Origin of the sequence: Streptomyces sp. M-16 (genome assembly GCF_052114405.1) — a bacterium.
Classification (GTDB): Bacteria; Actinomycetota; Actinomycetes; order Streptomycetales; family Streptomycetaceae; genus Streptomyces.
The window spans coordinates 17,773-37,796 of record NZ_JBFRER010000053.1; the positions used below are offsets into that span (position 1 = coordinate 17,773).

15 protein-coding genes and 1 pseudogene are annotated in these 20,024 nt (G+C 71.1%); 9 read left to right on the plus strand and 7 right to left on the minus strand.

The window, feature by feature from the left end:
* Positions 1 to 60 precede the first annotated feature (60 nt).
* The gene (locus AB4039_RS23630) at positions 61 to 1,563 is read right to left on the minus strand and encodes a fatty acyl-CoA synthetase (RefSeq protein ID WP_442271751.1); all 1,503 of its coding nucleotides are present in this window, start codon (positions 1,561 to 1,563) and stop codon (positions 61 to 63) included.
* A gap of 358 nt (positions 1,564 to 1,921) precedes the next feature.
* On the opposite strand from AB4039_RS23630, the gene AB4039_RS23635 reads away from it, so the two are divergent.
* On the plus strand, positions 1,922 to 2,146 hold the full coding sequence (locus AB4039_RS23635; protein WP_442271752.1) for a hypothetical protein: 225 nt from the start codon (positions 1,922 to 1,924) through the stop codon (positions 2,144 to 2,146).
* A 446-nt stretch (positions 2,147 to 2,592) separates the two neighbouring features.
* On the opposite strand, the gene AB4039_RS23640 is transcribed toward AB4039_RS23635, so the two are convergent.
* On the minus strand, positions 2,593 to 3,090 hold the full coding sequence (locus tag AB4039_RS23640; protein ID WP_442271753.1) for an allene oxide cyclase barrel-like domain-containing protein: 498 nt from the start codon (positions 3,088 to 3,090) through the stop codon (positions 2,593 to 2,595).
* A 665-nt stretch (positions 3,091 to 3,755) separates the two neighbouring features.
* Here AB4039_RS23640 and AB4039_RS23645 point away from each other — a divergent pair.
* Both AB4039_RS23645 and AB4039_RS23650 read left to right on the plus strand, forming a co-directional pair.
* A complete protein-coding gene (locus AB4039_RS23645) occupies positions 3,756 to 3,950 on the plus strand; it encodes a hypothetical protein (protein WP_442271754.1) in 195 nt (64 codons plus the stop codon).
* A gap of 58 nt (positions 3,951 to 4,008) precedes the next feature.
* The gene (locus AB4039_RS23650) at positions 4,009 to 4,203 is read left to right on the plus strand and encodes a hypothetical protein (RefSeq protein WP_442271755.1); all 195 of its coding nucleotides are present in this window, start codon (positions 4,009 to 4,011) and stop codon (positions 4,201 to 4,203) included.
* Between the two features lie 252 nt (positions 4,204 to 4,455).
* On the opposite strand, the gene AB4039_RS23655 is transcribed toward AB4039_RS23650, so the two are convergent.
* Positions 4,456 to 5,262 (minus strand): hypothetical protein, encoded by an 807-nt coding sequence (locus AB4039_RS23655; protein ID WP_266836875.1) that lies wholly within the window; start codon positions 5,260 to 5,262, stop codon positions 4,456 to 4,458.
* Between the two features lie 151 nt (positions 5,263 to 5,413).
* Between AB4039_RS23655 and AB4039_RS23660 the strand changes: the two genes are divergently transcribed.
* The 5 genes from AB4039_RS23660 to AB4039_RS23680 all read left to right on the plus strand — a co-directional run bounded on the left by AB4039_RS23660 (position 5,414) and on the right by AB4039_RS23680 (position 13,413).
* The gene (locus AB4039_RS23660; protein WP_442271756.1) at positions 5,414 to 8,317 is read left to right on the plus strand and encodes a peroxidase family protein; all 2,904 of its coding nucleotides are present in this window, start codon (positions 5,414 to 5,416) and stop codon (positions 8,315 to 8,317) included.
* A 13-nt stretch (positions 8,318 to 8,330) separates the two neighbouring features.
* The gene (locus AB4039_RS23665; RefSeq protein WP_266836879.1) at positions 8,331 to 9,716 is read left to right on the plus strand and encodes a hypothetical protein; all 1,386 of its coding nucleotides are present in this window, start codon (positions 8,331 to 8,333) and stop codon (positions 9,714 to 9,716) included.
* A 10-nt stretch (positions 9,717 to 9,726) separates the two neighbouring features.
* The gene (locus AB4039_RS23670) at positions 9,727 to 11,433 is read left to right on the plus strand and encodes a thiamine pyrophosphate-binding protein (protein ID WP_266836881.1); all 1,707 of its coding nucleotides are present in this window, start codon (positions 9,727 to 9,729) and stop codon (positions 11,431 to 11,433) included.
* A gap of 395 nt (positions 11,434 to 11,828) precedes the next feature.
* Positions 11,829 to 12,830: an adenosine deaminase gene (locus AB4039_RS23675; protein ID WP_266836883.1), complete on the plus strand. Its 1,002-nt coding sequence runs from the start codon at positions 11,829 to 11,831 to the stop codon at positions 12,828 to 12,830.
* A 136-nt stretch (positions 12,831 to 12,966) separates the two neighbouring features.
* Positions 12,967 to 13,413 (plus strand): SRPBCC family protein, encoded by a 447-nt coding sequence (locus tag AB4039_RS23680; RefSeq protein WP_266836885.1) that lies wholly within the window; start codon positions 12,967 to 12,969, stop codon positions 13,411 to 13,413.
* 23 nt (positions 13,414 to 13,436) lie between these two features.
* On the opposite strand, the pseudogene AB4039_RS23685 reads toward AB4039_RS23680, so the two are convergent.
* The 4 genes and pseudogenes from AB4039_RS23685 to AB4039_RS23700 all read right to left on the minus strand — a co-directional run.
* A pseudogene (locus AB4039_RS23685) lies at positions 13,437 to 13,868 on the minus strand (cryptochrome/photolyase family protein); the annotation flags it as partial.
* Positions 13,869 to 14,028: 160 nt separating this feature from the next.
* The gene (locus AB4039_RS23690) at positions 14,029 to 15,183 is read right to left on the minus strand and encodes a calcium:proton antiporter (RefSeq protein WP_442271757.1); all 1,155 of its coding nucleotides are present in this window, start codon (positions 15,181 to 15,183) and stop codon (positions 14,029 to 14,031) included.
* 102 nt (positions 15,184 to 15,285) lie between these two features.
* Positions 15,286 to 16,842 carry an acyl-CoA synthetase gene (locus tag AB4039_RS23695; RefSeq protein ID WP_442271758.1) on the minus strand — a complete coding sequence of 519 codons (1,557 nt, stop codon included), beginning with the start codon at positions 16,840 to 16,842 and terminating at the stop codon, positions 15,286 to 15,288.
* An 18-nt stretch (positions 16,843 to 16,860) separates the two neighbouring features.
* Positions 16,861 to 17,967 (minus strand): NAD(P)H-dependent flavin oxidoreductase, encoded by a 1,107-nt coding sequence (locus tag AB4039_RS23700; protein ID WP_266836891.1) that lies wholly within the window; start codon positions 17,965 to 17,967, stop codon positions 16,861 to 16,863.
* A gap of 147 nt (positions 17,968 to 18,114) precedes the next feature.
* Between AB4039_RS23700 and AB4039_RS23705 the strand changes: the two genes are divergently transcribed.
* Positions 18,115 to 19,941, plus strand: a complete 1,827-nt coding sequence (locus AB4039_RS23705) for a serine hydrolase (RefSeq protein WP_266836893.1) — start codon at positions 18,115 to 18,117, stop codon at positions 19,939 to 19,941.
* Positions 19,942 to 20,024: the final 83 nt, after the last annotated feature.

A 20,024-nucleotide genomic window follows, 5' to 3' on the forward strand; every position in this document is an offset into this window, starting at 1 on the left:
GGCGGAGGCGGCGGAGGCGTAGGCGGCAGAGGCGTAGGCGGAGGCGGAGGCGGAGGCGGGTCAGCGCTCCGCGAAGCGGTCGCGGAGTTCCCGCTTGAGGATCTTCCCGCTGGCGTTGCACGGCAGGGCGTCCACGAAGACCACCCGCTTCGGGGCCTTGAAGTGCGCGAGCCGCTCGCGGGCGTACGCCACCAGCTCCGCCTCCGTGACCTCCCCGGACGGGACCACGACCGCCGTGACCGCCTCGATCCACCGCTGGTCGGGCAGTCCGACCACGGCCGCCTCGGCCACCCCCGGGTGGGTGTACAGCACGTCCTCGACCTGCCGGGAGGCGACGAGCACCCCGCCCGAGTTGATGACGTCCTTCACCCGGTCGACCACGGTGAAATAGCCCTCGGCGTCGCGGACCGCGAGGTCACCCGAGCGGAACCAGCCGCCCCGGAAGGCCTTCTCCGTGGCCCGCGCGTCGTTCCAGTAGCCCAGGCACAGCTGTGGCGAGCGGTACACCACCTCCCCCGCCGTGCCGTCCGGTACCGGGGCGCCGTCCTCGTCGACGACCTTCGCCTCCACGTGGCGCACGGGCCGGCCGCAGGAGTCCATGCGGCCCTCGTGTTCGTCCGGCCCCARCACGGTGGCCAGCGGGCCGATCTCGCTCTGCCCGAAACAGTTGTAGAACCCGAGCCCGGGCAACCGCCCCCGCAGCCGTTCCAGGACGGGCACCGGCATGACCGAGGCTCCGTAGTAGGCCTTGCGCAGTGCGCCCAGCTCCGCCGCCGCGAACCTCGGGTGGCCGGCGAGGGCGATCCACACCGTCGGCGGCGCGAACAGGCTGTCGGCGTCGCCCGCCTCCACCAGGTCGAGGAGCGCGTCGGGGGCCGGTGCGTCGAGGACGGTGTTGCACGCGCCGACCGCCAGGTAGGGCAGCAGGAACACGTGCATCTGCGCCGAGTGGTACAGCGGCAGGGCGTGGACGGGGCGGTCCGCCTCCGCGAGGTCCAGGGCGTCGATCGCGCTCTCGTACTCGTGCGCCAGGGCCCGGTGGGTCATCATCGCGCCCTTGGGCAGGGCGGTGGTCCCGGAGGTGTAGAGCAGCTGCACCACGGCCGACGGGTCGCCGGGCTCCCCCTCGTACGGGAGCGGTTCGGCGAGCTCGGCCAGGAAGGAGCCGGGGGCGTCGCGCAGCGGGCGGACGGCGTGTGCGGCGGGCACCCGCTCCGCCAGGTCCGGGTCGGCCAGGACCAGGGCGCTGCCGCAGTCGCCGAGGATGTGCGCGAGGTCCTCGCCGGTGAGGTTCTGGTTGACCGGCACGTGGGTGAGGCCGGCGCGGGCGCAGGCGAGGAAGGCGATGAGGTAGGCGTCGCTGTTGTGGGCGAAGGTCGCGACCCGGTCGCCCGCGGCCAGCCCGTAGCGCCCGCGCAGGACGGCGGCGCCGGTGGAGACGGCCCCGTCGAGTTGCCCGTAGGTCCAGGCACGGTCGCGGTAGCGGACCGCCACCCGGTCGGGGACCCGCCGCGCGCTGTCCCGTACGAGTCCGTCGACCGTGTTGTCCCGCACTGCCGTCATGGCGCGATCCTCGCCCCGCGGCGTGGCCGGGTCAAGATCGGCGCGCCAACCGGGCGCACCGAACGGGATGTTGACGGGACATCGGAACGACTGCATGAGCGTGGGGGCACGCTCGCACCACCCGTCCCACGGGCAACCCCGTCCGTGCACAGTTGGGAGGCATGCTGCGCTCGACCGAACGTCCCCGCCGCCGCGCCGGACCGCTCCTGCGCCGGTTGGCCGTCACGGGTTTGCTTATGGGAAGCGGGCGAGACGGCCGCGCAAGTCCGGGTCGAAGGGCTCCGCGAGGAGGCAGAGCGGGTGCTGGCCGAGCTTGCGCAGGCGGAGGCGGTGCTGGAGCGGCGGGCCATCGCCCCGCGTGGAGCTGGCCGAGGCCCTGGCCGGCTCGGAGCCGGAGGCCGACCACCCGCCGGAGTCGGCGACGGCCGTTGCCGAGGCCCCGGTGGCGGGGCCGGTGGTGCCGCACTGGCGGGTGGGCCTGACGTTGGAGGTGCTCGCGCCGGACTACCAGCGGCTGGTGGGCGTGCTGGAGGCGGAGGCGGGCGGGTCCGGTCTGCGGGCGCGGAGTTGGCCGGGCGGCTGAACCTGGAAGCGATGCCGGCGAAGGTCGAGGGCGTGCGGTAGAGGGGGAAGCGGCTGGTGGAGCGGGGCCGGCTGGCCGAGGAGCGGCCCGGGGTGTTCACGTCGAGGCGGGCTGCCGGGTGAGGTTTCGGCTCCGATGGCGGGGCGAGGCGGCGTCCCATGAGCGTGGTCATCGACCACAGGACGGCGGCTTCACCGCTTTCGGGCCGGGTCTCGTAGTCCCGGGCAAGGCGCCGCGAGCGCATCAGCCGGCTCAGCGTCCTCTCCACCACCCACCCGCGTGGAAGCACCACGAACCCGCTCATGTCGTCGGTGCGATTGACGATCTGAAGGGTGAACCGCCCTGGACGTCCCCTTGACCCGCACTTCCTTTCGTACGACCGTCTCCAATGGTGCGATGCGAGGGGAGAAGGCCGGATTCAGGGGTTATGTGGACGTCCGGGTCCGTCAGACGAGGTGGATCGTGAAGCGCCTCACCACCTTGGGGGTTGTGGCGATCGTGTCGGAGTGGACCCAGCCGCGAGCCTTCTTGTAGTCCCCGGTGCCGCCGGTGATCGCGTTGTCGAAGGGACCCTGGTCGAGGTAGTTGAAGTACATTCCCTGCACGGTGAGCTGGCCGCCCGGGAGGGTGTAGGTCACGACGCACTGCTCCGCTTCATCGGCGCCGCCCCGGGTGGTGGTGCAGGTGCCGTGGGTCTCGCCGACCTTGTTGTGCGCCTCGTCGAAGAGGTCCGAGCGGACGACGACTTGATCGCCCTGCGAGACGCTGCCGGGGGTGACGGGGAAGCGGGTCAGCTGCTGCACCTCGGCCAGGACTGTGAGGGTCCGGGCCTTGTCCCCGGCCTGGGCGGAACCGGTGTCCGTCGCGGCGGCCGCGACGGGGGTGCAGGCGAGGAGGGTGACCAGCGTGGCCGTGCCGAGGCAGGCCGCTCTGATGGGGCGCATCATGCGACTCCTGAGGTTGATGTTCGGGAATGACCGGATGACGAGCTTCCATCCGATTCCGTTCGATTCCCTTCATAGCCTCGACTCCCCCGCGCCGCGGAGCATCCCGGCACGAACCACCGGCACATCCAGCCGGTCGGACCAATTGCCTCCGACCTCGCGACTTCCGGCCCCACCGTGGCGGCTGTTCCCTGCCCTGTTCACCGTGGCGGCGACACCGGGTGGGGTGTGGGGATACCGCTCCTCCCCGATAGCTCACGCCTCGGCGTGGCCAAGGCCTGTCCGGCGGATCTTTGATCGGTATGGTCATAGGATCATGAAGGATCTGATCTTGCTGTTCGCTGACGGTCACATGATCCGCTGGACAGTGCCTAGCCCTGACGTACGTCGTTCCGACGGCATTGGTGGCCGCCGTCCCGCCCAGGCGCAAGGGCCCGCGGCCTGGTCCTCGGTGGGGTCGGCACCTTCGCGGCTCTGGTGTACGCGCACCTGGCGACCTTCGTGCTGTACGCGGTGGCCTTCGTGCTGCGGGCCTTTCGGGCGGTGCCTGAGAGACGGATCAACCCGCCCGTCGCGAAGGCCGGCAGTCTGCACCATTTGCTGTGCCGGTCCGAGCGGCGAATCTCCCGCACCGGCGAGAATGGGAAGGAACGGGGGTAACGGAAATGACGTACCTGGTAATCATGGGGGTCGGCCTCGCCTGGGGGCTCTTCCAGGCCTGGCGCGGCGACGCATTCGGCGGCAGGCCGTCGCAGAGGCAGCGGCGTTCTCGATCGTGGAAGAGCGACGGCGTCAGCTTCTCCTGCGGAGACGGTGCGTCCTGCGGTGGGGGCTCCTCCTGCGGTGGTGGCGGCGACTGACACCACGACTTCACCGGGGCCGGGCATTCGCCGAACTTCTCCGCACCGGCGCGGCTTCATGCTGACCCCATGGATCCGCCAGGCCGAGCAGGACGCACCGAGGCCGATCGGCGGATTCGCCGGCTTTCTGCGAGGCGACCTCGACGCCGTCACCGCCGGACTCACCTTGCACTGCCCGGTCAGCATCGGTGTCCGTACCTGCCCGGGCATCTCCCGTACGACGCAGAGCAGCTCGTCGGCGCCCGCCCCGTAGAGGCGTGCCTCATAGGTCACCGGCCTGGCGGCGGCGCCGAACTCGGCCTCGACGAGGTCCCACGTCTGGCGAGTACGACGGGCGGAGGAGCACACGACGAGCTCGGGAACGCAATCGGCATCGCGCAGCCAGCGGCCGGCCGCCGCTGCGTCGCGGTCGGGGGGGCAAGCGGCCGCTCGGCGTCGGCCACGTCCTGCGGCCAGGCGGACTTGGCGTGCCGCAGGACGACCGGGCGCCGGGCGTTGGGCGCCGTCATGGCGTCACCGGGTGTCGATGGCCGACCTCACGCGCGAGGTCGAGACCGAGGACTCGGTCGAGAAAGGCGAACGTCTCGAACTTGGCGCCGGCCGGAACGTCCGGGCGAATCGCCACCTGGGCCAGCATGTCCAGGACGGCGGGGACTCCGAGATCATCGGCCAGCGCGGCATGAGCCTGCCGAAGCACATCGGCGGGGATCGGCCTGGAGGGCTCCTGCGCCCATGCGGCCACCTGCTGCCGCCACTGCCCCAGTGTCCGTCGGGCCTCGGCGAGCGCGGCGCCGGTGACGGTGACCGGTGTGCGGTAGGCGTGGCGGACCAACAGCATCCTCACAGCCAGCGGATCGGTCCCCTCCGGGACGGGGAGATGACCACGGTCGGGGGCGCCCTCGTCGGGGAGTGCCGGGCTGACCTGGCCCACGTCGATCCAGACCCCGCCGACGGCGTCCTGTCCGGGGGTGCCGTACTCGGCGAGGTGCACATCGGCAGCGGCGCAGAGCGTCTCGGTCAGCCCGTGAACCCCGACGCCGGCAGGCGGGTGGATGCCGAGAGCGGACATGGCGCGATCGAGCGCCCGGGCTTGCTCAGGAGGCAGGTCCGGCGTGATGAGGACGGTGAGGACCTCCAGGCCGTGCAGCTCCGCGGTGCGGGCCAGTACGTCACCGACCAGAGGCACCCTCAGGTGCACCGCGCCGTCTCCGGTGCCGATGACCGGCAGGTGGACGCAAATGCGCAGCAGGTGGCGGTGGGCTGAGGGAACGTCCACGAAGCGTCCGGTGCGGGTGTCGGCGATACGCAGCATGATGCGGAGGCTAGTCCTGGAAACCTCCGGTACCGGGGAGGCAGGCTGGGTGAGGTCCTTCGCCCGTCTGCCCCGCTCCACACGACACCGTCCCGGCGGTAGGGCAACGTCGTGCGGAGTGCACAGATACCCCCTTCGCGAAGAGGCGCGCATGGACGAGGTCGAGCGGTACGAGCGCTACGTCGGCGGCAGCCCTGAGGCCGAGCGGCTGGTCTTCGAGCGACTCGCGGGTGAGCTCGTCCGGGTACAGCTCAAGGCGAAGAAACGCAGCCGCTCCCCCGCTCTCGAACGGACCTTCCACGCCAAGGCGGTCCTCGGCGTGGAGAACGCCCGTCTGAGGTTCCACGACGACCTCCCCGGGGCCCTGCGCACAGGTTTCGCCAGGCCCGGAGCCGAGTACCGGGTCACGGTCCGGCTTTCCAACGCGAGCGGCGTCCGTCAGCCCGACTTCGCGCCCGATCTGCGCGGGGCGGCGCTGCGGGTCGAGGTGGGCCCCGACGAGACCCACGATCTGCTGATGACGAGCTTCCCGGTCTCCCACGCCCGCAACGCGATGGAGTTCGTCGCCTTCGCGAAGGCCATGGCGGGCGCCGGCTCGCGGATCGGCAAAGGGTACGCCCTGTTCGTCAAGCTGCCCCTGGCGGTCGGCTGGTCCACGGCCGCCCGCATGCGGCGCAACGTCGTCGCGGGAACCAGCCGCACGGTGTCCAGCCTGGCACTGGAGACGTACTGGAGCCGTGGGGCGATCCTGTGGGGCGACGGCGGACCGGTGCGCTATCAGCTGCGGCCTGCCGCCGGCGCCTCACCGGCCGCCGCCCCGGCAACGCCGCGCTCCGATCCCGATCCCGATCCCGGCCCCGATCCCGATCACCTGCGGCGCGAGCTTTCACAGCGGCTGAGTCGGACGGATGTCGTCTTCGAGTTCTGCGTGCAGCGCTACGTGGACGCCCGGCGCACCTCCGTCGAGGACGGCGCGGCCGAGTGGAGGGAGGAGGACGCGCCCGTCCTGCCCGTGGCCACGCTGACCATCCCGCGCCAGGACATCCACACCGCCGAAGCGCGCACCTCCGCGTCGCAGGTCGACCTGCTGGCGTTCAACCCGTGGCACACCACGGAGGACTTCCGCCCCCTGGGCAACCTCAACCGTGCCCGCAAGCTCGCGTACGAGGCGAGCAGCGCCCACCGCCTGGGCCACCGCTTCCTGACCGTCGAGCCACGCCGCAACGCCCTGCTCGGGGCACCGCTCCGGGCCGCCTTCCGTACCGTGGACCGCTTCGTCCCGTGGCACCGGCTGCCCACCCCCCTCGGCCTGCTCAACCTCATGGCCTTTCGGCAGACATTGCGCCGGCACAACCTCATCGACACCGAAGTCCACGAGGCTCCGCCCCAGGCCGGGCCGGTGGAGGCCCCGCTCGACGAGGAACTGCTGGTCAGGCGCAGTTACGATGGCACGTACAACGATCTGTCGGCGCCGCGGATGGGCGCCGTCGGCGCGACCTTCGGCCGCACCATGCCCCCCGTCTACCGCCCGGACCAGTTCGACACGCCCAATCCGGTCGCCGTCAGCAGGCAACTGCTCCAGCGTGACGTGTTCATCCCCGCGACGTCGCTGAACATCATCGCCGCCGCGTGGATCCAGTTCCAAGTGCACGACTGGGTCAAGCACAAGAGGCTTCCGGTCGCCGCCAAGAGCATCGAGGTGCCGCTGCCGCCCGGCGAGACCTGGCAGAACACCCCGGGCGGACCACGGGAGAAGGTGATGCGCTTCGGTGCGGACGAGGCGGTGGATCCACCCGGCGGCGGGCGGCCGCCGATCGTGTTCGCCGGCGAGGTCTCGCACTGGTGGGACGGTTCGGAGCTCTACGGCGGCGACCTGTCCGTCGCGAACTCGCTTCGCGATCCCGATGGCGGCGCCGGGCTCCGGCTGGAGGAGGGGCACCTGCCCAGCGGCTCGAACGGCGTCCCGCGCACCGGATTCACGGACAACTGGTGGCTCGGCCTCAGCGCCATGCACACCCTGTTCGCCCGTGAGCACAACGCGGTGTGCGAAGCCCTGCGGCACGAATATCCGCGCATGAGCGAAGACCGGGTGTACCACACGGCGCGGCTGATCGTCTCCGCCCTGATCGCGAAGATCCACACGGTCGAATGGACTCCCGCGATCCTCGCCACCAAGACGCTCGACATCGGTATGAAGACCAACTGGCAGGGGCCCCCGAAGAACTGGCTCGACCAGCTGGGCGTCTGGCTGCTGGAGGCGAACGGGCAGAAGGGCATCCCCAAGACCCTGCCCGACCACCACGGTGCCCCGTACTCCCTCACGGAGGAGTTCGTCACCGTCTACCGGATGCACCCCCTGATCCCCGACGACTACGAGCTCATCGACCACCGGTTCGGCCGTCGGCTCGACACCCTGGGCTTCACCGAGGTCCAGGGCGCCGCTGCGGAGCCGCTGATGCGCAAGACCGGTCTGGTGAACACCCTGTACTCGCTGGGCATCGCCCACCCGGGGGCGATCACTTTGCACAACTTTCCGCGCGCCCTGCAGGCGTTCGAGCGGGACGGGGAGGTGATCGACCTCTCCGTGGTCGACCTGGTGCGCACCCGGCGCCGCGGCGTCGCGCGCTACAACGACTTCCGCGCCGGCCTGCACAAGCCGCGGATCCGGCGGTTCGAGGACCTCTCCGCCGATCCGGATACGGTCGCACGGCTTCGGGACGTGTACCCCTCGGTGGACGACATCGACACCATGGTGGGGCTCTTCGCCGAGAATCCGCCCGCGGGCTTCGGCTTCAGCGACACCGCCTTCCGCGTCTTCATCCTGATGGCCAGCAGACGGTTGCAGAGCGACCGTTTCCTCACCGTCGACTTCCGGCCAGAGGTCTACACGCCTCTCGGCATGGACTGGATCGATCGCAACGGTATGACGAGCGTCATCCTGCGGCACTGCCCCGAGCTGGCGGGCACCCTGCCGCGCGCGGCCAGCGCGTTCGCGCCCTGGCGCCCGGTCCAGCCCGTACGCAACGACAGCGGCCCCGGCCGCGGCCGCGGCTGAGCAGGAGATGGCCATGTCCGCACCCGACCATGCAGGCCACCACGCAGGCCACCCCGGCCTGGAAGACCTTCTTTCCCGTCCGCTGTGGGAGACGGTCTTCAAACGGCGCACCCACCGCGTCAGCAGGGGCGCGTCCGTGCCGGCCGGGTCGATGAGCTATCGATCCGAGCACCGGCCGGAGCCGCTGGGCGAGCTGGAGGAAGCGGTGCTCATCGCCCTCACCGGCTCCTCGGGACTCACCATGCCCGACCGCCCCTTCGAGGACCCACGCGATCACAAACCCATCATGGCCAAGCCGAACCTGAACATGACGGGGCGGACCGCGGGCAGCCCCGACAACGCGCAGGCCACCCACTTCTTCATGATCAACGACAGTGGCACGTACTACCTGAGGAAGCTGCCTCCCTCCCCGGACCATGCGTTCGATCCCGACACGCTGATCGAACGCGCACGCCAGTCGAAGGTGCGGGTACTGGACCGCCGCCTGGACGTCGCCGAGGGGATGCGCGACTTCCCGGCGTACCTCGACTCCAACCGGTTCCTGTCCAATCGCCCCGGCACCACGCTCTTCCTGCCGGTGGTCGATCTCTCCCATCAGTACATCAACGCGCTGATGTACCTGCTCACCCAGCCCGAGGGAGCTCGGCCCACGCTCGTCGACGACCGCAACTTCTACCGCCCGGCCGGGGTACGCAAGTGGGTGCGCAGTGGCTTCCTCAACCCCGCGATCAAGATGCCGCTCGGTTCTCTGGGACCGATGCGTACCCAGGTCGAAGCCGACCTGCTGCTCCAGAACATGATGCTGGTCGCGGACGCCATGGGACTCGGTGCCTGGATCCACGCGACGGTCAGCCCCCAGATCATGCTGGGCGACCCGAAGTTCTCGCGCACCTACGGACGCATGCTGGGCTTCGACTTCGTCACGCCGAAGTTCCGCCCTGCCGACATCCTTCGCTGGCAGGTGCCGCTACCGAAATACGCCGAGCTGCGCGCCCACCCGGTGGGGCTGCGGGCCGGCGGTGAACACCTCATCAAGGGCGCCTGCCCACCCAACTACCCGTCGATGCACGACGCCGTCGATTCCGTCGTCCGTTCCAAGTTCGGGGAGAACGGCATCTACGCGGACAAGGATCTGTTCGCCTGCATCTACAAGAACGACTACGCGCAGCGGTACCTCGCCGAGGCCAGTGAGTACGACCGGCAAGTGATCGAATGCGCGCGGGACATCTGCGTGTACATCCACGAGACCCACGGGCGGTTTCCGGCACACACCGACGCCATCCACGTGCCCGGCATCTGGCTGCAGGCGCACCACGTCGAATCCGAGTACTACGACCGGTTCTTCCAGGGCGGCCTGACGGAAGCGCACCGCCGGCACACCTCGCGCTGGGACCGATGAGGGAGACCCGATGAGAGTCTACGAGGCCATCGTCAAGGGGCTGGAAGGCATCGGGGTACGAGCGGCCTTCGGCGGTGCCGGGGAGAACGCGGCGGGGCTGATGCTGGCGCTGAAGCATTCGCGGCAGATCCGGCCGGTCATCACGCGACACGAGCAGGCCGCGTCCTTCATGGCCTGCGGCTATGCCATGTACACCAACCGGCTGGGCTTCTGCTTCGCGACGGCCGGGCCGGGCGCGTTCAACCTGTTCTCGGGGCTGGCCGTGGCCATGTCCGACTCCTATCCGGTCCTGGCCGTCTCGGGGTACGCCACCATGAAATGGCGCGGATGGGGCTCGCTCAACGAGACCTCGGGAGTGAACCGCACGCCCGATTCCCAGGCCATGTTCGCGGCCACGACCAAGAAGTCCTTCCTGCTCACCGACATCGCCGACACCTGCGACGTCCTTGAGGAAGCGGTCAACACCGCATTCGAGGGAAGGCCCGGGCCCGTGCACATCCACGTGCCCGAGGACCTGACCCACCACGGCGTCGACGTCACGAACTTCCGGCCGCTGAGGCTCGACGTGAAGCCGGTCCTGCCGGACCCGGCACGGGTGGCGGAGATCGCGGCCGTACTCGCGGACGCCCTGGCACGGGGGAAGCGGATCGTGGCGCTCGTCGGCTTCGGTGCGGTACGCAGCGGGGCGGGACCGGAGATCGAGCGGCTGATCGAGCGGTTCCAGATCCCACTGCTCACCACCCTGGACGGCAAGGGCATCGTGTCCGAAGGACACCCGCTCGCGGTCGGCGTCTTCGCCGACAGCGGCCACTCCAGTGCGTGGAAGGCCTTCCGCCAGGCCGACGTCGTGCTGTGCATCGGCAATTCCCTCAATCAGCACGCCACGTTCAATTACCGCGAGGACCTGTTCGAGAACAAGCTGCTCATCCATGTGAACATCTCCGAGGGCGAGTTCCGCAAGGCCTACCGGCCCGACCACACCCTGTTGTCCGACGCGCGTCCCGCAGTGGCCGCCCTGGCCGACGCGCTGGAGCGGATGGTCGGCGAAGTACCGGCGGTCGAGATCGACGGCCGGGACTACGAGGCCCGGAAGATCACCCACCTGACGGGAAAGATCCACCCCGGAGAACTCGCGCAGTCGATCGGGCGCATGCTGCCGCCCCGGGGTGTCCTGCTCGCGGACGCGGGCGCCCACGTGGCGTGGCTCGGATATTACGTGGAGCTCGAACAGGGGCAGAACTTCCGCAAGGCCGGCTCCTTCGGGCCGATGGCCGGACACGTGAACGGAGCCCTCGGAGTCAAGGTCGCCCACCCGGACCGGACCGTCGTCGTCGGCTGCGGCGACGGGTGCTACTCGCTGTCCGGTTTCGAGCTGATGACCGCCGTCGAGCACGAGATCCCCGTCATCTGGGTCATCTTCAACGACGGGGAGTTCAAGCTGATCAAACTCTTCCAGATGGTCACGTACGCCGAGTCGGGCCTTGTCGAGTTCCAGAACCCGGACTTCGCTTCGTACGCCCGTGCATGCGGCGCGGACGGCTACCGGGTGGAGACGCTCGAGGAATTCGAGGAGGCGTTCCGCGCGGCACTGGCCTCCGGCCGGCCCACGCTCATCGACGCCAGGATCACGCGATGGGCCGTGCCGCACTACAGCCCGTCACCGGACGGCGTGATCGACGGCCTCGTCGAGACCCTCGAAGCACGCTTCCGAGACTGACGGCCCCCGTCAGCGAGTCAGCCCCGCGCGAGCGCCGGCTGGCGCGCGGCGCCCGACCACGGACGCCCGGAACCGCGCCCATGCCCACACGCCGGGGAACCGCCGGGGGCTCCGCTGCGGATCACAGGCTGCGAGGAATGCCAGGCCGCAGGACGGGGCGACCGGGTTCACCTGCGGGTCTGCCTGACCTGCGGACACAACGGCTGCTGCGACGGCTCTCCGGGGGCCATGCGTGGAAGCACGCACAGGACACCGTCCACCCCATCGCGACCGCGGTGGAGAGCCCCGGGGCGTGGTGCCGCGTCGACGACGTCTTCCTCGTACCCGCCGAGACCGCACCGGGCTCCCAGCCCCCTCGCGCCAGGAGATCACTTCACAACGCATAGAATTCGGCAATGCCCTCATATGTACCGGTACCCAAAGCCGAGCTTCACCTTCACATCGAAGGCACCTTGGAACCGGACCTCGCCTTCGCTCTGGCCGAGCGCAACGGTGTCACCCTGACCCACGCGGACGCCCTCACGTTGCGCAACGCATACGCCTTCGAGGACCTCCAGTCGTTCCTCACCCTCTATTACGAGCTGATGTCCGTCCTCGTCACGGAGGACGATTTCGCAGCGCTGGCCGAGGCCTATCTGAAGCGCGCCGCCGAGCAGGGCGTACGGCACGCCGAGATCTTCTTCGACCCGCAGGCACACACGGCCCGCGGCGTATCCTTCGGGACCGTGATCCGCGGCCTGGACCGGGCGCTCGCCCGGTCCGAAGAGCGCCACGGCATCTCCACCCGCCTCATCATGAGCTTCCTGCGCGACCGGCCCGTCTCCTCCGCGCTCGATACCCTCGCCGAGGCGCAGCCGTACCTGGAACTGATCACCGGCGTCGGGCTCGACAGCGCCGAGGTCGGCTTCCCGCCGGAGCTCTTCACCGAGGTGTACGCGCGCGCCGCCGCACTGGGCCTGCGGCGCGTCGCCCATGCCGGCGAGGAGGGCGGCCCGGAATACGTCATCGGAGCCCTGGACGCCCTCGGCGTCGAGCGCATCGACCACGGACTGCGCGCCTTCGAGGATCCGGCGCTGACCGCGCGCCTGGTCCGCGACGCCGTGCCCCTGACCCTGTGCCCGCTCTCCAACGTCCGGCTCCGCACCGTCGGCACCCTGGAGGAGCACCCCCTCCCCGCGATGATGGCGGCCGGCTTGAAGTGCACGGTCAACTCCGACGACCCCTCGTATTTCGGGGGCTACGCGGACGACAACTACACGGCCGTACGCGACGCGCTGGGCCTGTCCTCCGAGGATCTGCGCACCCTCGCACGCAACTCCTTCGAAGCGGCCTTCCTGGAGGACGACGAACAGCTCCGCTCCCGCTACCTCGCAGAGGTGGCCGCACACCGCTTCTAGTGCTGTGACCGGAAAGTCCGCTCCCCGGGGGACCTCCCCGGCGGTCGGCGTGCATCCACCGGGGGGCCGGGCGCCGAAGGACAAGCGGGTGCGCGGTAGCCCGCCGCCTTCTCGAACAGCAGAAGGAGCGACAGCCGTGATCACTGTGGAACGCACCTTTCTCATCGAGGTTCCGCTCGACGCCCTGATGGCCTACCTGGAGGACTTCGGGCATGCCGAGGAATGGGACCCCGGCACGGTGCGCTGTCTCCGCGTCGACGAGGGGCCCGTGCGGCCCGGCTCCAGTTGGCAGAACACCTCGCGGTTCCGCGGGCGCACCACCGATCTGGTCTACCGCCTCGATTCCCGCGGGCCGCGCCAGCTGGTGTTCATCGGGGTGAACAAGACCGTGACGGCGAGGGACGTGATGCGCTTCGAGCCCCGTTCGGCGGCCTCGACGCGCCTCACCTACGTCGCCTCGCTACGGTTCCGGGGCTTGGCCAGACTGGCCGAGCCGTTCTTGAGACGGGAGTTCGAGGCGCTGGCGGACAAGGTGGCCGGACGTCTGCCGTCCGCGGTGCGGGCCCATCACCGCGAAGACTGACGCCCCGGCCCCGTCGAACCCGGCAGACGCCGCACGGCGCGTGTCATGCGCGGGTTGGCCTCTAGCAAGGTGCGGTGACGGTCCAGGAAGGACCAGGACCCGACGGTGTACGGGCACGCCCGTGCACCGGTTCGCTCCGTGGGCCTGTACGGGCAGCCCGCGCACAGGTCGCTCATGCGGTGGATGTGGGCGCCGCCCGAGGTGCAGGGCTTGGTGGTCATCAGTCCGCCGTCGGCGTACTGCGACATCCCCACCACGTTGGGCAGCATCACCCAGTCGTCGGCCGGGTGCCAGCCCTGCTGGAGGGCGGGACTGCCCAGGATCATCAGGCGCGGGATGTGGTGCGTCCATCCCGTGTCCCGGACCTGCGCCAGCACGGTGGACAGGCAGCGGACCTCCACGGCGTCGGCGTCCATGCGGGCGGACCAGTCGGGAACCGGCGTGTGGTGGCGCAGTCGTTGCGGTGGCTCCACCTGCTGGAGCAGTGCCTGCTGTGGCACGGTCGCGGCGATCGCGACTGGGGCGCCTCGCGGTTCTGCGAGCGGGACATCCTCGCCTCTCCGCAGCTGAGGGTGGTCTGGCCGCGCGAGCGGCGCCGAACCGGCCCGGCCGTGGTCACGGGCTGACGGCCAGGAACAGGTACGCGGCCAGGATCACGAGGTGCACTCCGCCCTGGAGGAGGGTCGCCCGGCCGGGCGCGATGGTGAGGGCGCTGACCACGACGGTCAGGGCGAGCAGCACCATGTGGATCGGCCCGAGGCCCAGCAGCAGCGGCCCGGAGAGCCAGATGGAGGCGAGCGCGATGGCCGGGATGGTCAGGCCGATGCTCGCGATGGCCGAGCCGTACCCCAGGTTGAGGCTGGTCTGGACGCGGTCGCGGCGGGCGGCGTTGACGGCGGCGARGGTCTCGGGGGCCAGCACCAGCAGGGCGATGATGACGCCGACGACGGCATTGGGCAGGCCGGCCTTGGCCACCCCCGCCTCGATGGCGGGCGAGACGGACTTGGCGTCGCCGACGACGGCGACGAGTGCGACGAGCAGCAGGCCGAGGCTGATCAGGGTGGCGCGGACGGTGGGCGGCGCGGCGTGGCCGGCGTCCCCGTCCGCGCCGGCCCCCTCGGCCCCCGTGCCCCCGGTGCCCCCGGTGCCCCCGGAGGAGCCGGCCCCGGTGGCCACGGGCAGGAAGTAGTCCCGGTGGCGGACCGTCTGGACGGCGATGAACAGCCCGTACAGGGCGAGCGAGGCGACCGCGGCGAAGGTCAGCTGGGCGGTGGAGAACTCCGGACCCGGCTTGCTGGTGGTGAACGTCGGCAGGACCAGGCTGAGGACGGCCAGGGTCGCCACGGTGGCCAGCGCCGCACCGGAGCCCTCGGCGTTGAAGACGGCGACCCGGTTGCGCAGGGCACCGACGAGCAGGGACAGGCCGACGATGCCGTTGCAGGTGATCATCACGGCGGCGAAGACCGTGTCCCGGGCGAGGGAGGCGGTCTTGTCGCCGCCGTCGGCCATCAGGGTGACGATCAGGGCCACTTCGATGACCGTGACGGCGACGGCGAGGACGAGCGAGCCGAAGGGTTCCCCCACCCGGTGCGCGACCACTTCGGCATGGTGCACGGCCGCCATCACCGCTCCCGCCAGACACAGGGCGACCAGGCCCACGGCGAATCCGGGCAGCTCCCGTCCCCAGCTGAAGACGAGCGCGATGAGCGCCACCACGGGGACGATGACGGTCCAGTCGGTCAGGGGTGATTTGCTCGTTGCCGTACTCATATCAGCCAACTTGCCAGAAGTGTGCTCCCGGTGCGGCGCATACCGCTTCCCGGGGGCGCTGACGTGGCACTTCTCACGCGGCCCCCGGGCGTGGCGGGCCGGTCAGACGGCGCGTTCCCGGCCCTCCCAGTAGGGGTCGCGCAGCCGGCGCTTGTAGAGCTTGCCGTTCGGGTCGCGGGGCATCACCTCGATGAAGTCGACGGACTTCGGGCGCTTGTAGCCGGCCAGGTGGCGCTCGCAGTGGCCCAGGATCTCGGCGGCCAGCGCCTCGCCCGCCTCGAAGCCCTCGGCGGGCTCGATGACGGCCTTGACCTCCTCGCCCCAGGAGTCGTGCGGGATGCCGAAGGCCGCGGCGTCCGCGACCGCCGGGTGGGTGAGCAGGGCGGATTCGATCTCCGCCGGATAGATGTTCACCCCGCCCGAGATGATCATGTCGATCTTGCGGTCGCGGAGGAAGAGGTAGCCCTCCTCGTCGAGCAGCCCGAGGTCGCCGACGGTGAAGAAGTCGCCGATGCGGTTCTTCCTGGTCTTGCCCTCGTCCTTGTGGTAGCTGAAGCCGCCGGTGTTCATCTTGATGTAGACGGTGCCGAGTTCGCCCGGGGGCAGCCGGTTGCCGTCGTCGTCGTGGATGGCGAGCTCGCTGATCGGCCAGGCCCTGCCGACGGTTCCCGGCTTCTTGAGCCAGTCCTCGGCGGTGGCGAAGGCCCCGCCGCCCTCGCTCGCCGCGTAGTACTCCTCCACGCAGCGGCCCCACCAGTCGATCATCGCCCGCTTGACGTGGTCGGGGCAGGGGGCGGCGCCGTGGATGGCGTGCCGCATGGAGGAGACGTCGTAGGCGTCCTTGGTGGCCTGCGGGAGGGCGAGCAGGCGGTGGAACTGGGTGGGGACCATGTGGGTGTGCGTGCAGGAGTGGCGGTCGATCAGGCGCAGCATCTCCTCGGGGCTCCACTTGTCCATCAGCACCAGCGGGTGCCCGATGTGCAGGGATGCGCCCGCGAACTGGAGGACGGCGGTGTGGTAGAGCGGCGAGCAGACGAGGTGGACGTTGTCGTCGAAGGGGCGGATGCCGAAGATCCCGAGGAAGCCGCCCAGGTACGTCTCCTCCGGGAGCTTGCCGGGCAGCGGGCGGCGGATCCCCCGAGGGCGTCCGGTGGTGCCCGAGGTGTAGTTCATGACCCAACCGAGGGTGCGGCCGTCCGGGGGCGTGGCGGGGTGCCCGTCGAGGAGTTCGGCGTACGGGCGGAAGCCGGGGACGGCGCCGACGGCGTAGCGGTGGTGCGCGGGCAGGCCGGCCTCGTCCGCCGCGGCGGTGGCGGGGTCGGCGAAGCGCTCGTGGGCGACGAGGACCTTGGCGCCGGAGTCGGAGACGATCCAGGCGATCTCGGGGCCGACGAGGTGGTGGTTGACCGGGACCAGGTAGAACCCGGCCTGTGAGGCAGCGAGGTAGGCGGTGAGGAACTCGACGCCGTTGGGCAGGACCACGGCGAGGACGTCACCGCGCTCCAGCCCGGCGGCCCGCAGGCCGTGGACCATCCGGTTGACGTCGGCGTGCAGCCGGCCGGCGGACCACGCCCCGCCGTCGGGGGTGACGAGGACGGTCCGGTCCGGGTCGGCGCCCGCCTGGGCCCAGAATCCGTTGGGGCGCTGTGGGTCGGTCATGACGGTGGCGTTCCTCTCTCAGGCCCGGCCGGCGATCCGGCTGACCCGGTCGACGGCGCGTTCGAAGCCGGCGGTGAGTTCGTCGAAGACGGCCCGGACGCTGCGCTCGCTGTTCATCCGGCCGACGATCTGGCCCACGGGGGTGCCGAGCAGCGCCTGGACCTCGTACTTCTGGATCCGGGAGACGGCTTCGGCGACGAGCAGGCCCTGGAGCGGCATGGGCAGCGGGCCGGGTCCGTCCGGGTCGTCCCAGGCGTCGGTCCACTCGGTGCGCAGCTGGCGCGCGGGCTTGCCGGTGAGGGCGCGGGAGCGGACGGTGTCGCCGGACCCGGCGGCGAGGAGCTTCTCGGTGAGGGCGCGGGAGTGCAGGTCGGCCTCGGTGGTGGTGAGCCAGAGGGAGCCGAGCCAGGCGCCCTCGGCGCCGAGGGCGAGGCCGGCGGCGATCTGCTCGCCGCTGCCGATGCCGCCGGCGGCCAGGACCGGCAGCGGGGCGACGGCTTCGACGATCTCCGGGACCAGGACCATGGTGGCGATGTCGCCGGTGTGGCCGCCGGCCTCGTACCCCTGGGCGACGACGATGTCGATGCCGGCCTCGGCGTGGCGGCGGGCGTGCTTGGCGCTGCCGGCGAGGGCGGCGACGAGGACGCCGTGTTCGTGGGCGCGGGCGATGACGTCGGCGGGCGGGGAACCCAGGGCGTTCGCGAGGAGTTTGACGGGATAGTCGAAGGCGACGTCGAGCTGGCTCCGGGCGACCTGTTCCATCCAGCCGGTGATCCGCCAGCCGGAGGCCTCGCCCTCCGGCAGTTCGGGCACGTGGTGTTTGGCGAGGGTGTCCCGGACGAAGGCGCGGTGCCCGGCCGGGATCATCGCCTCGATGTCCGCCTCGCCGATGCCGTCGACCGCCTTCTTGGCGGGCATGACCACGTCGAGCCCGTAGGGCTTGCCGTCGGTGTGCTCCTGCATCCAGTCGAGATCGCGCCTGAGGTCGTCGGGGGCGGTGTAGCGGACGGCGCCGAGGACGCCGAATCCACCCGCGCGGGTGATGGCCGCGGCGACCGCCGGGAAGGGCGTGAAGCCGAAGATGGCGTGTTCGACTCCCAGTTTCCTGCTCAGCTCCGTCTCCATGGCCGTGAGGATGCCGCAGGGCACCGTCCGAGGGAAGAGGTTTTCTGATGCAGTGTCAGATTCTTTGACGGCCGGTCGGTGCGGAGGGTGCGCGGCGGGCGGGCAGATAGCCAGTAGCGTGCGCGGGCAGGAACAGGAGGGCCGGACATGGGCGGTTCGGGTACGGGATCAGGGGCGGCCGGGAGCGGTGGCGCGATGAACCGCAGACGACTGGGGGCGCGGCTGCTGGCGCTGGGCGGGGTGCTGGTCCTGCACGCCGCGCTGCCCGGGCAGGGCGCGGGAGCGGCGGGCGGCGGCGCCGCCGAGCGGCGGGCCCTGCAGGGGCTGCGGCTGCGCTACGGCTCCGCCCGCCAGGCGGGGTTGCTGGAGCGGCACCTGGAGGGGGTCGCGGAGGAGGCCCGGCGTTTCCTCGGCCCCTCCCCCGAACACCCTTACTACGCCGGGGCCGTGGTCCTCGCGGGGCGCGGCCGTACGGTGGCGCTGCACCGTGCGATGGGCGACGCCGTCCGGTACGCCGACTACGACGGGCGCACCGACCGGCCGCGGGAGTTCCCCGCCGCCGAGCGGATCGCGATGGCCGAGGACACCGTCTTCGACCTCGCCTCGCTGAGCAAGCTCTTCACCTCCATCCTGGCCGTGCAGCAGATGGAACGGGGCCTGCTGGAGCTGGAGGCCCCGGTCGAGCGGTACCTCCGGGAGTTCACCGGCGGGGGCAAGGAGGCCATCACGGTCCGGCAGCTGCTCACGCACACCTCGGGGCTGCGCTCATGGGCGCCGTTCTACCAGGAGTCCACCCGGGCCGGACAGTTGAGGCTGCTGTGGTCGGTGCGCCCCCAGGACACCCCTGGGACCGTGTACCGCTACTCCGACCTGAACCTCATCACGTTGCAGCTGCTCCTGGAACGGATCACCGGTCACACCCTGGACGTCCTGCTCCAGGAGGAGATCGCCATCCCCCTCGGGATGCACCGCACCCGGTACAACCCGCCGCTGTCCTGGCGCCGGGTCACCGCCGCGACCGAGGTGCAGCGGCCGCCCTGGTCGGGCCTGGACCGGGGACTGGTGTGGGGCGAGGTCCACGACGAGAACGCCCACGCACTCGGCGGGGTCGCGGGCCACGCCGGGGTCTTCGGCACCGCCTGGGACCTGGCGGTCCTCTCCCGCACCCTGCTCGACGGCGGGGCCTACGCGGGCCGGCGCATCCTGCGCCCCGCCTCCGTCGAGCTGCTCTTCACCGACTTCAACACGGCCTTCCCCGGTGACGACCACGGCCTCGGCTTCGAGCTCTACCAGCACTGGTACATGGGCGCCATGGCCACCCCGCACTCGGCGGGACACACCGGGTTCACCGGCACCTCGCTGGTCCTGGACCCCTCCACCGACTCCTTCCTCGTCCTGCTGGGCAACTCCGTCCACCCGGTGCGGACCTGGCGGGCCGGCAGCGCGCCGCGGGTGGCGACCGGCAACCGGTTCGCCCGGGCGGTACCCGTCCGCACCCGGCACGGCGGGCCCGCCTGGTACTCGGGGATGGACACCGCGGGCTCCGGCACCCTGACCCTGCCTCCCCTCACCCCGGCGACCGCCTCGGCCCGGCTGCGCTGCGCCGTCTGGTGGGACACCGTGCCCGGTGGGGGCGCCTTCCACGTGGAGGCGTCCGCCGACGGGGCGGCGTGGGAGCCGCTGCCCTTCACCACCGTCCGCGCCACCGGCGGCACCCCCGAGTCCTGGCCGCAGGGCAGCGCGGGCGGCTGGTCGGGCCGCATCTGGCACCGTCTGGAGGCCCCGCTGCCCGGCTGGGCGGGCCGCGAGGTCAGGCTCCGCTTCCGCCACGCCGCGACCGGCCGCTACGTGGGGCGGGGGGTCTACGTGGACGTCGTCCGGGTGGCCGAACCGGCCCGGCTCCTGTTCTCCGAGGACCGGCCGGCGGACGCGGCCCGCGTGGAGGCCGTCGGCTGGACGCGCTCGGCGGACTGAGGGCGCCACCTGCGGGCCGAAGCCGCCCCGGCCCGCAGGCTCCGGCCCGTCGACACCCGACCCTCGACACCGGCCCGTCGACA

Coding starts and splice junctions, on each gene's coding strand:
- AB4039_RS23640 (WP_442271753.1), bottom strand. CDS start 3,090: ATGCGCCCCATCAGAGCGGCCTGCCTCGGCACGGCCACGCTGGTCACC.
- AB4039_RS23645 (WP_442271754.1), top strand. CDS start 3,756: ATGACGTACCTGGTAATCATGGGGGTCGGCCTCGCCTGGGGGCTCTTC.
- AB4039_RS23650 (WP_442271755.1), top strand. CDS start 4,009: ATGCTGACCCCATGGATCCGCCAGGCCGAGCAGGACGCACCGAGGCCG.
- AB4039_RS23655 (WP_266836875.1), bottom strand. CDS start 5,262: ATGCTGCGTATCGCCGACACCCGCACCGGACGCTTCGTGGACGTTCCC.
- AB4039_RS23660 (WP_442271756.1), top strand. CDS start 5,414: ATGGACGAGGTCGAGCGGTACGAGCGCTACGTCGGCGGCAGCCCTGAG.
- AB4039_RS23665 (WP_266836879.1), top strand. CDS start 8,331: ATGTCCGCACCCGACCATGCAGGCCACCACGCAGGCCACCCCGGCCTG.
- AB4039_RS23670 (WP_266836881.1), top strand. CDS start 9,727: ATGAGAGTCTACGAGGCCATCGTCAAGGGGCTGGAAGGCATCGGGGTA.
- AB4039_RS23675 (WP_266836883.1), top strand. CDS start 11,829: ATGCCCTCATATGTACCGGTACCCAAAGCCGAGCTTCACCTTCACATC.
- AB4039_RS23695 (WP_442271758.1), bottom strand. CDS start 16,842: ATGACCGACCCACAGCGCCCCAACGGATTCTGGGCCCAGGCGGGCGCC.
- AB4039_RS23700 (WP_266836891.1), bottom strand. CDS start 17,967: ATGGAGACGGAGCTGAGCAGGAAACTGGGAGTCGAACACGCCATCTTC.
- AB4039_RS23705 (WP_266836893.1), top strand. CDS start 18,115: ATGGGCGGTTCGGGTACGGGATCAGGGGCGGCCGGGAGCGGTGGCGCG.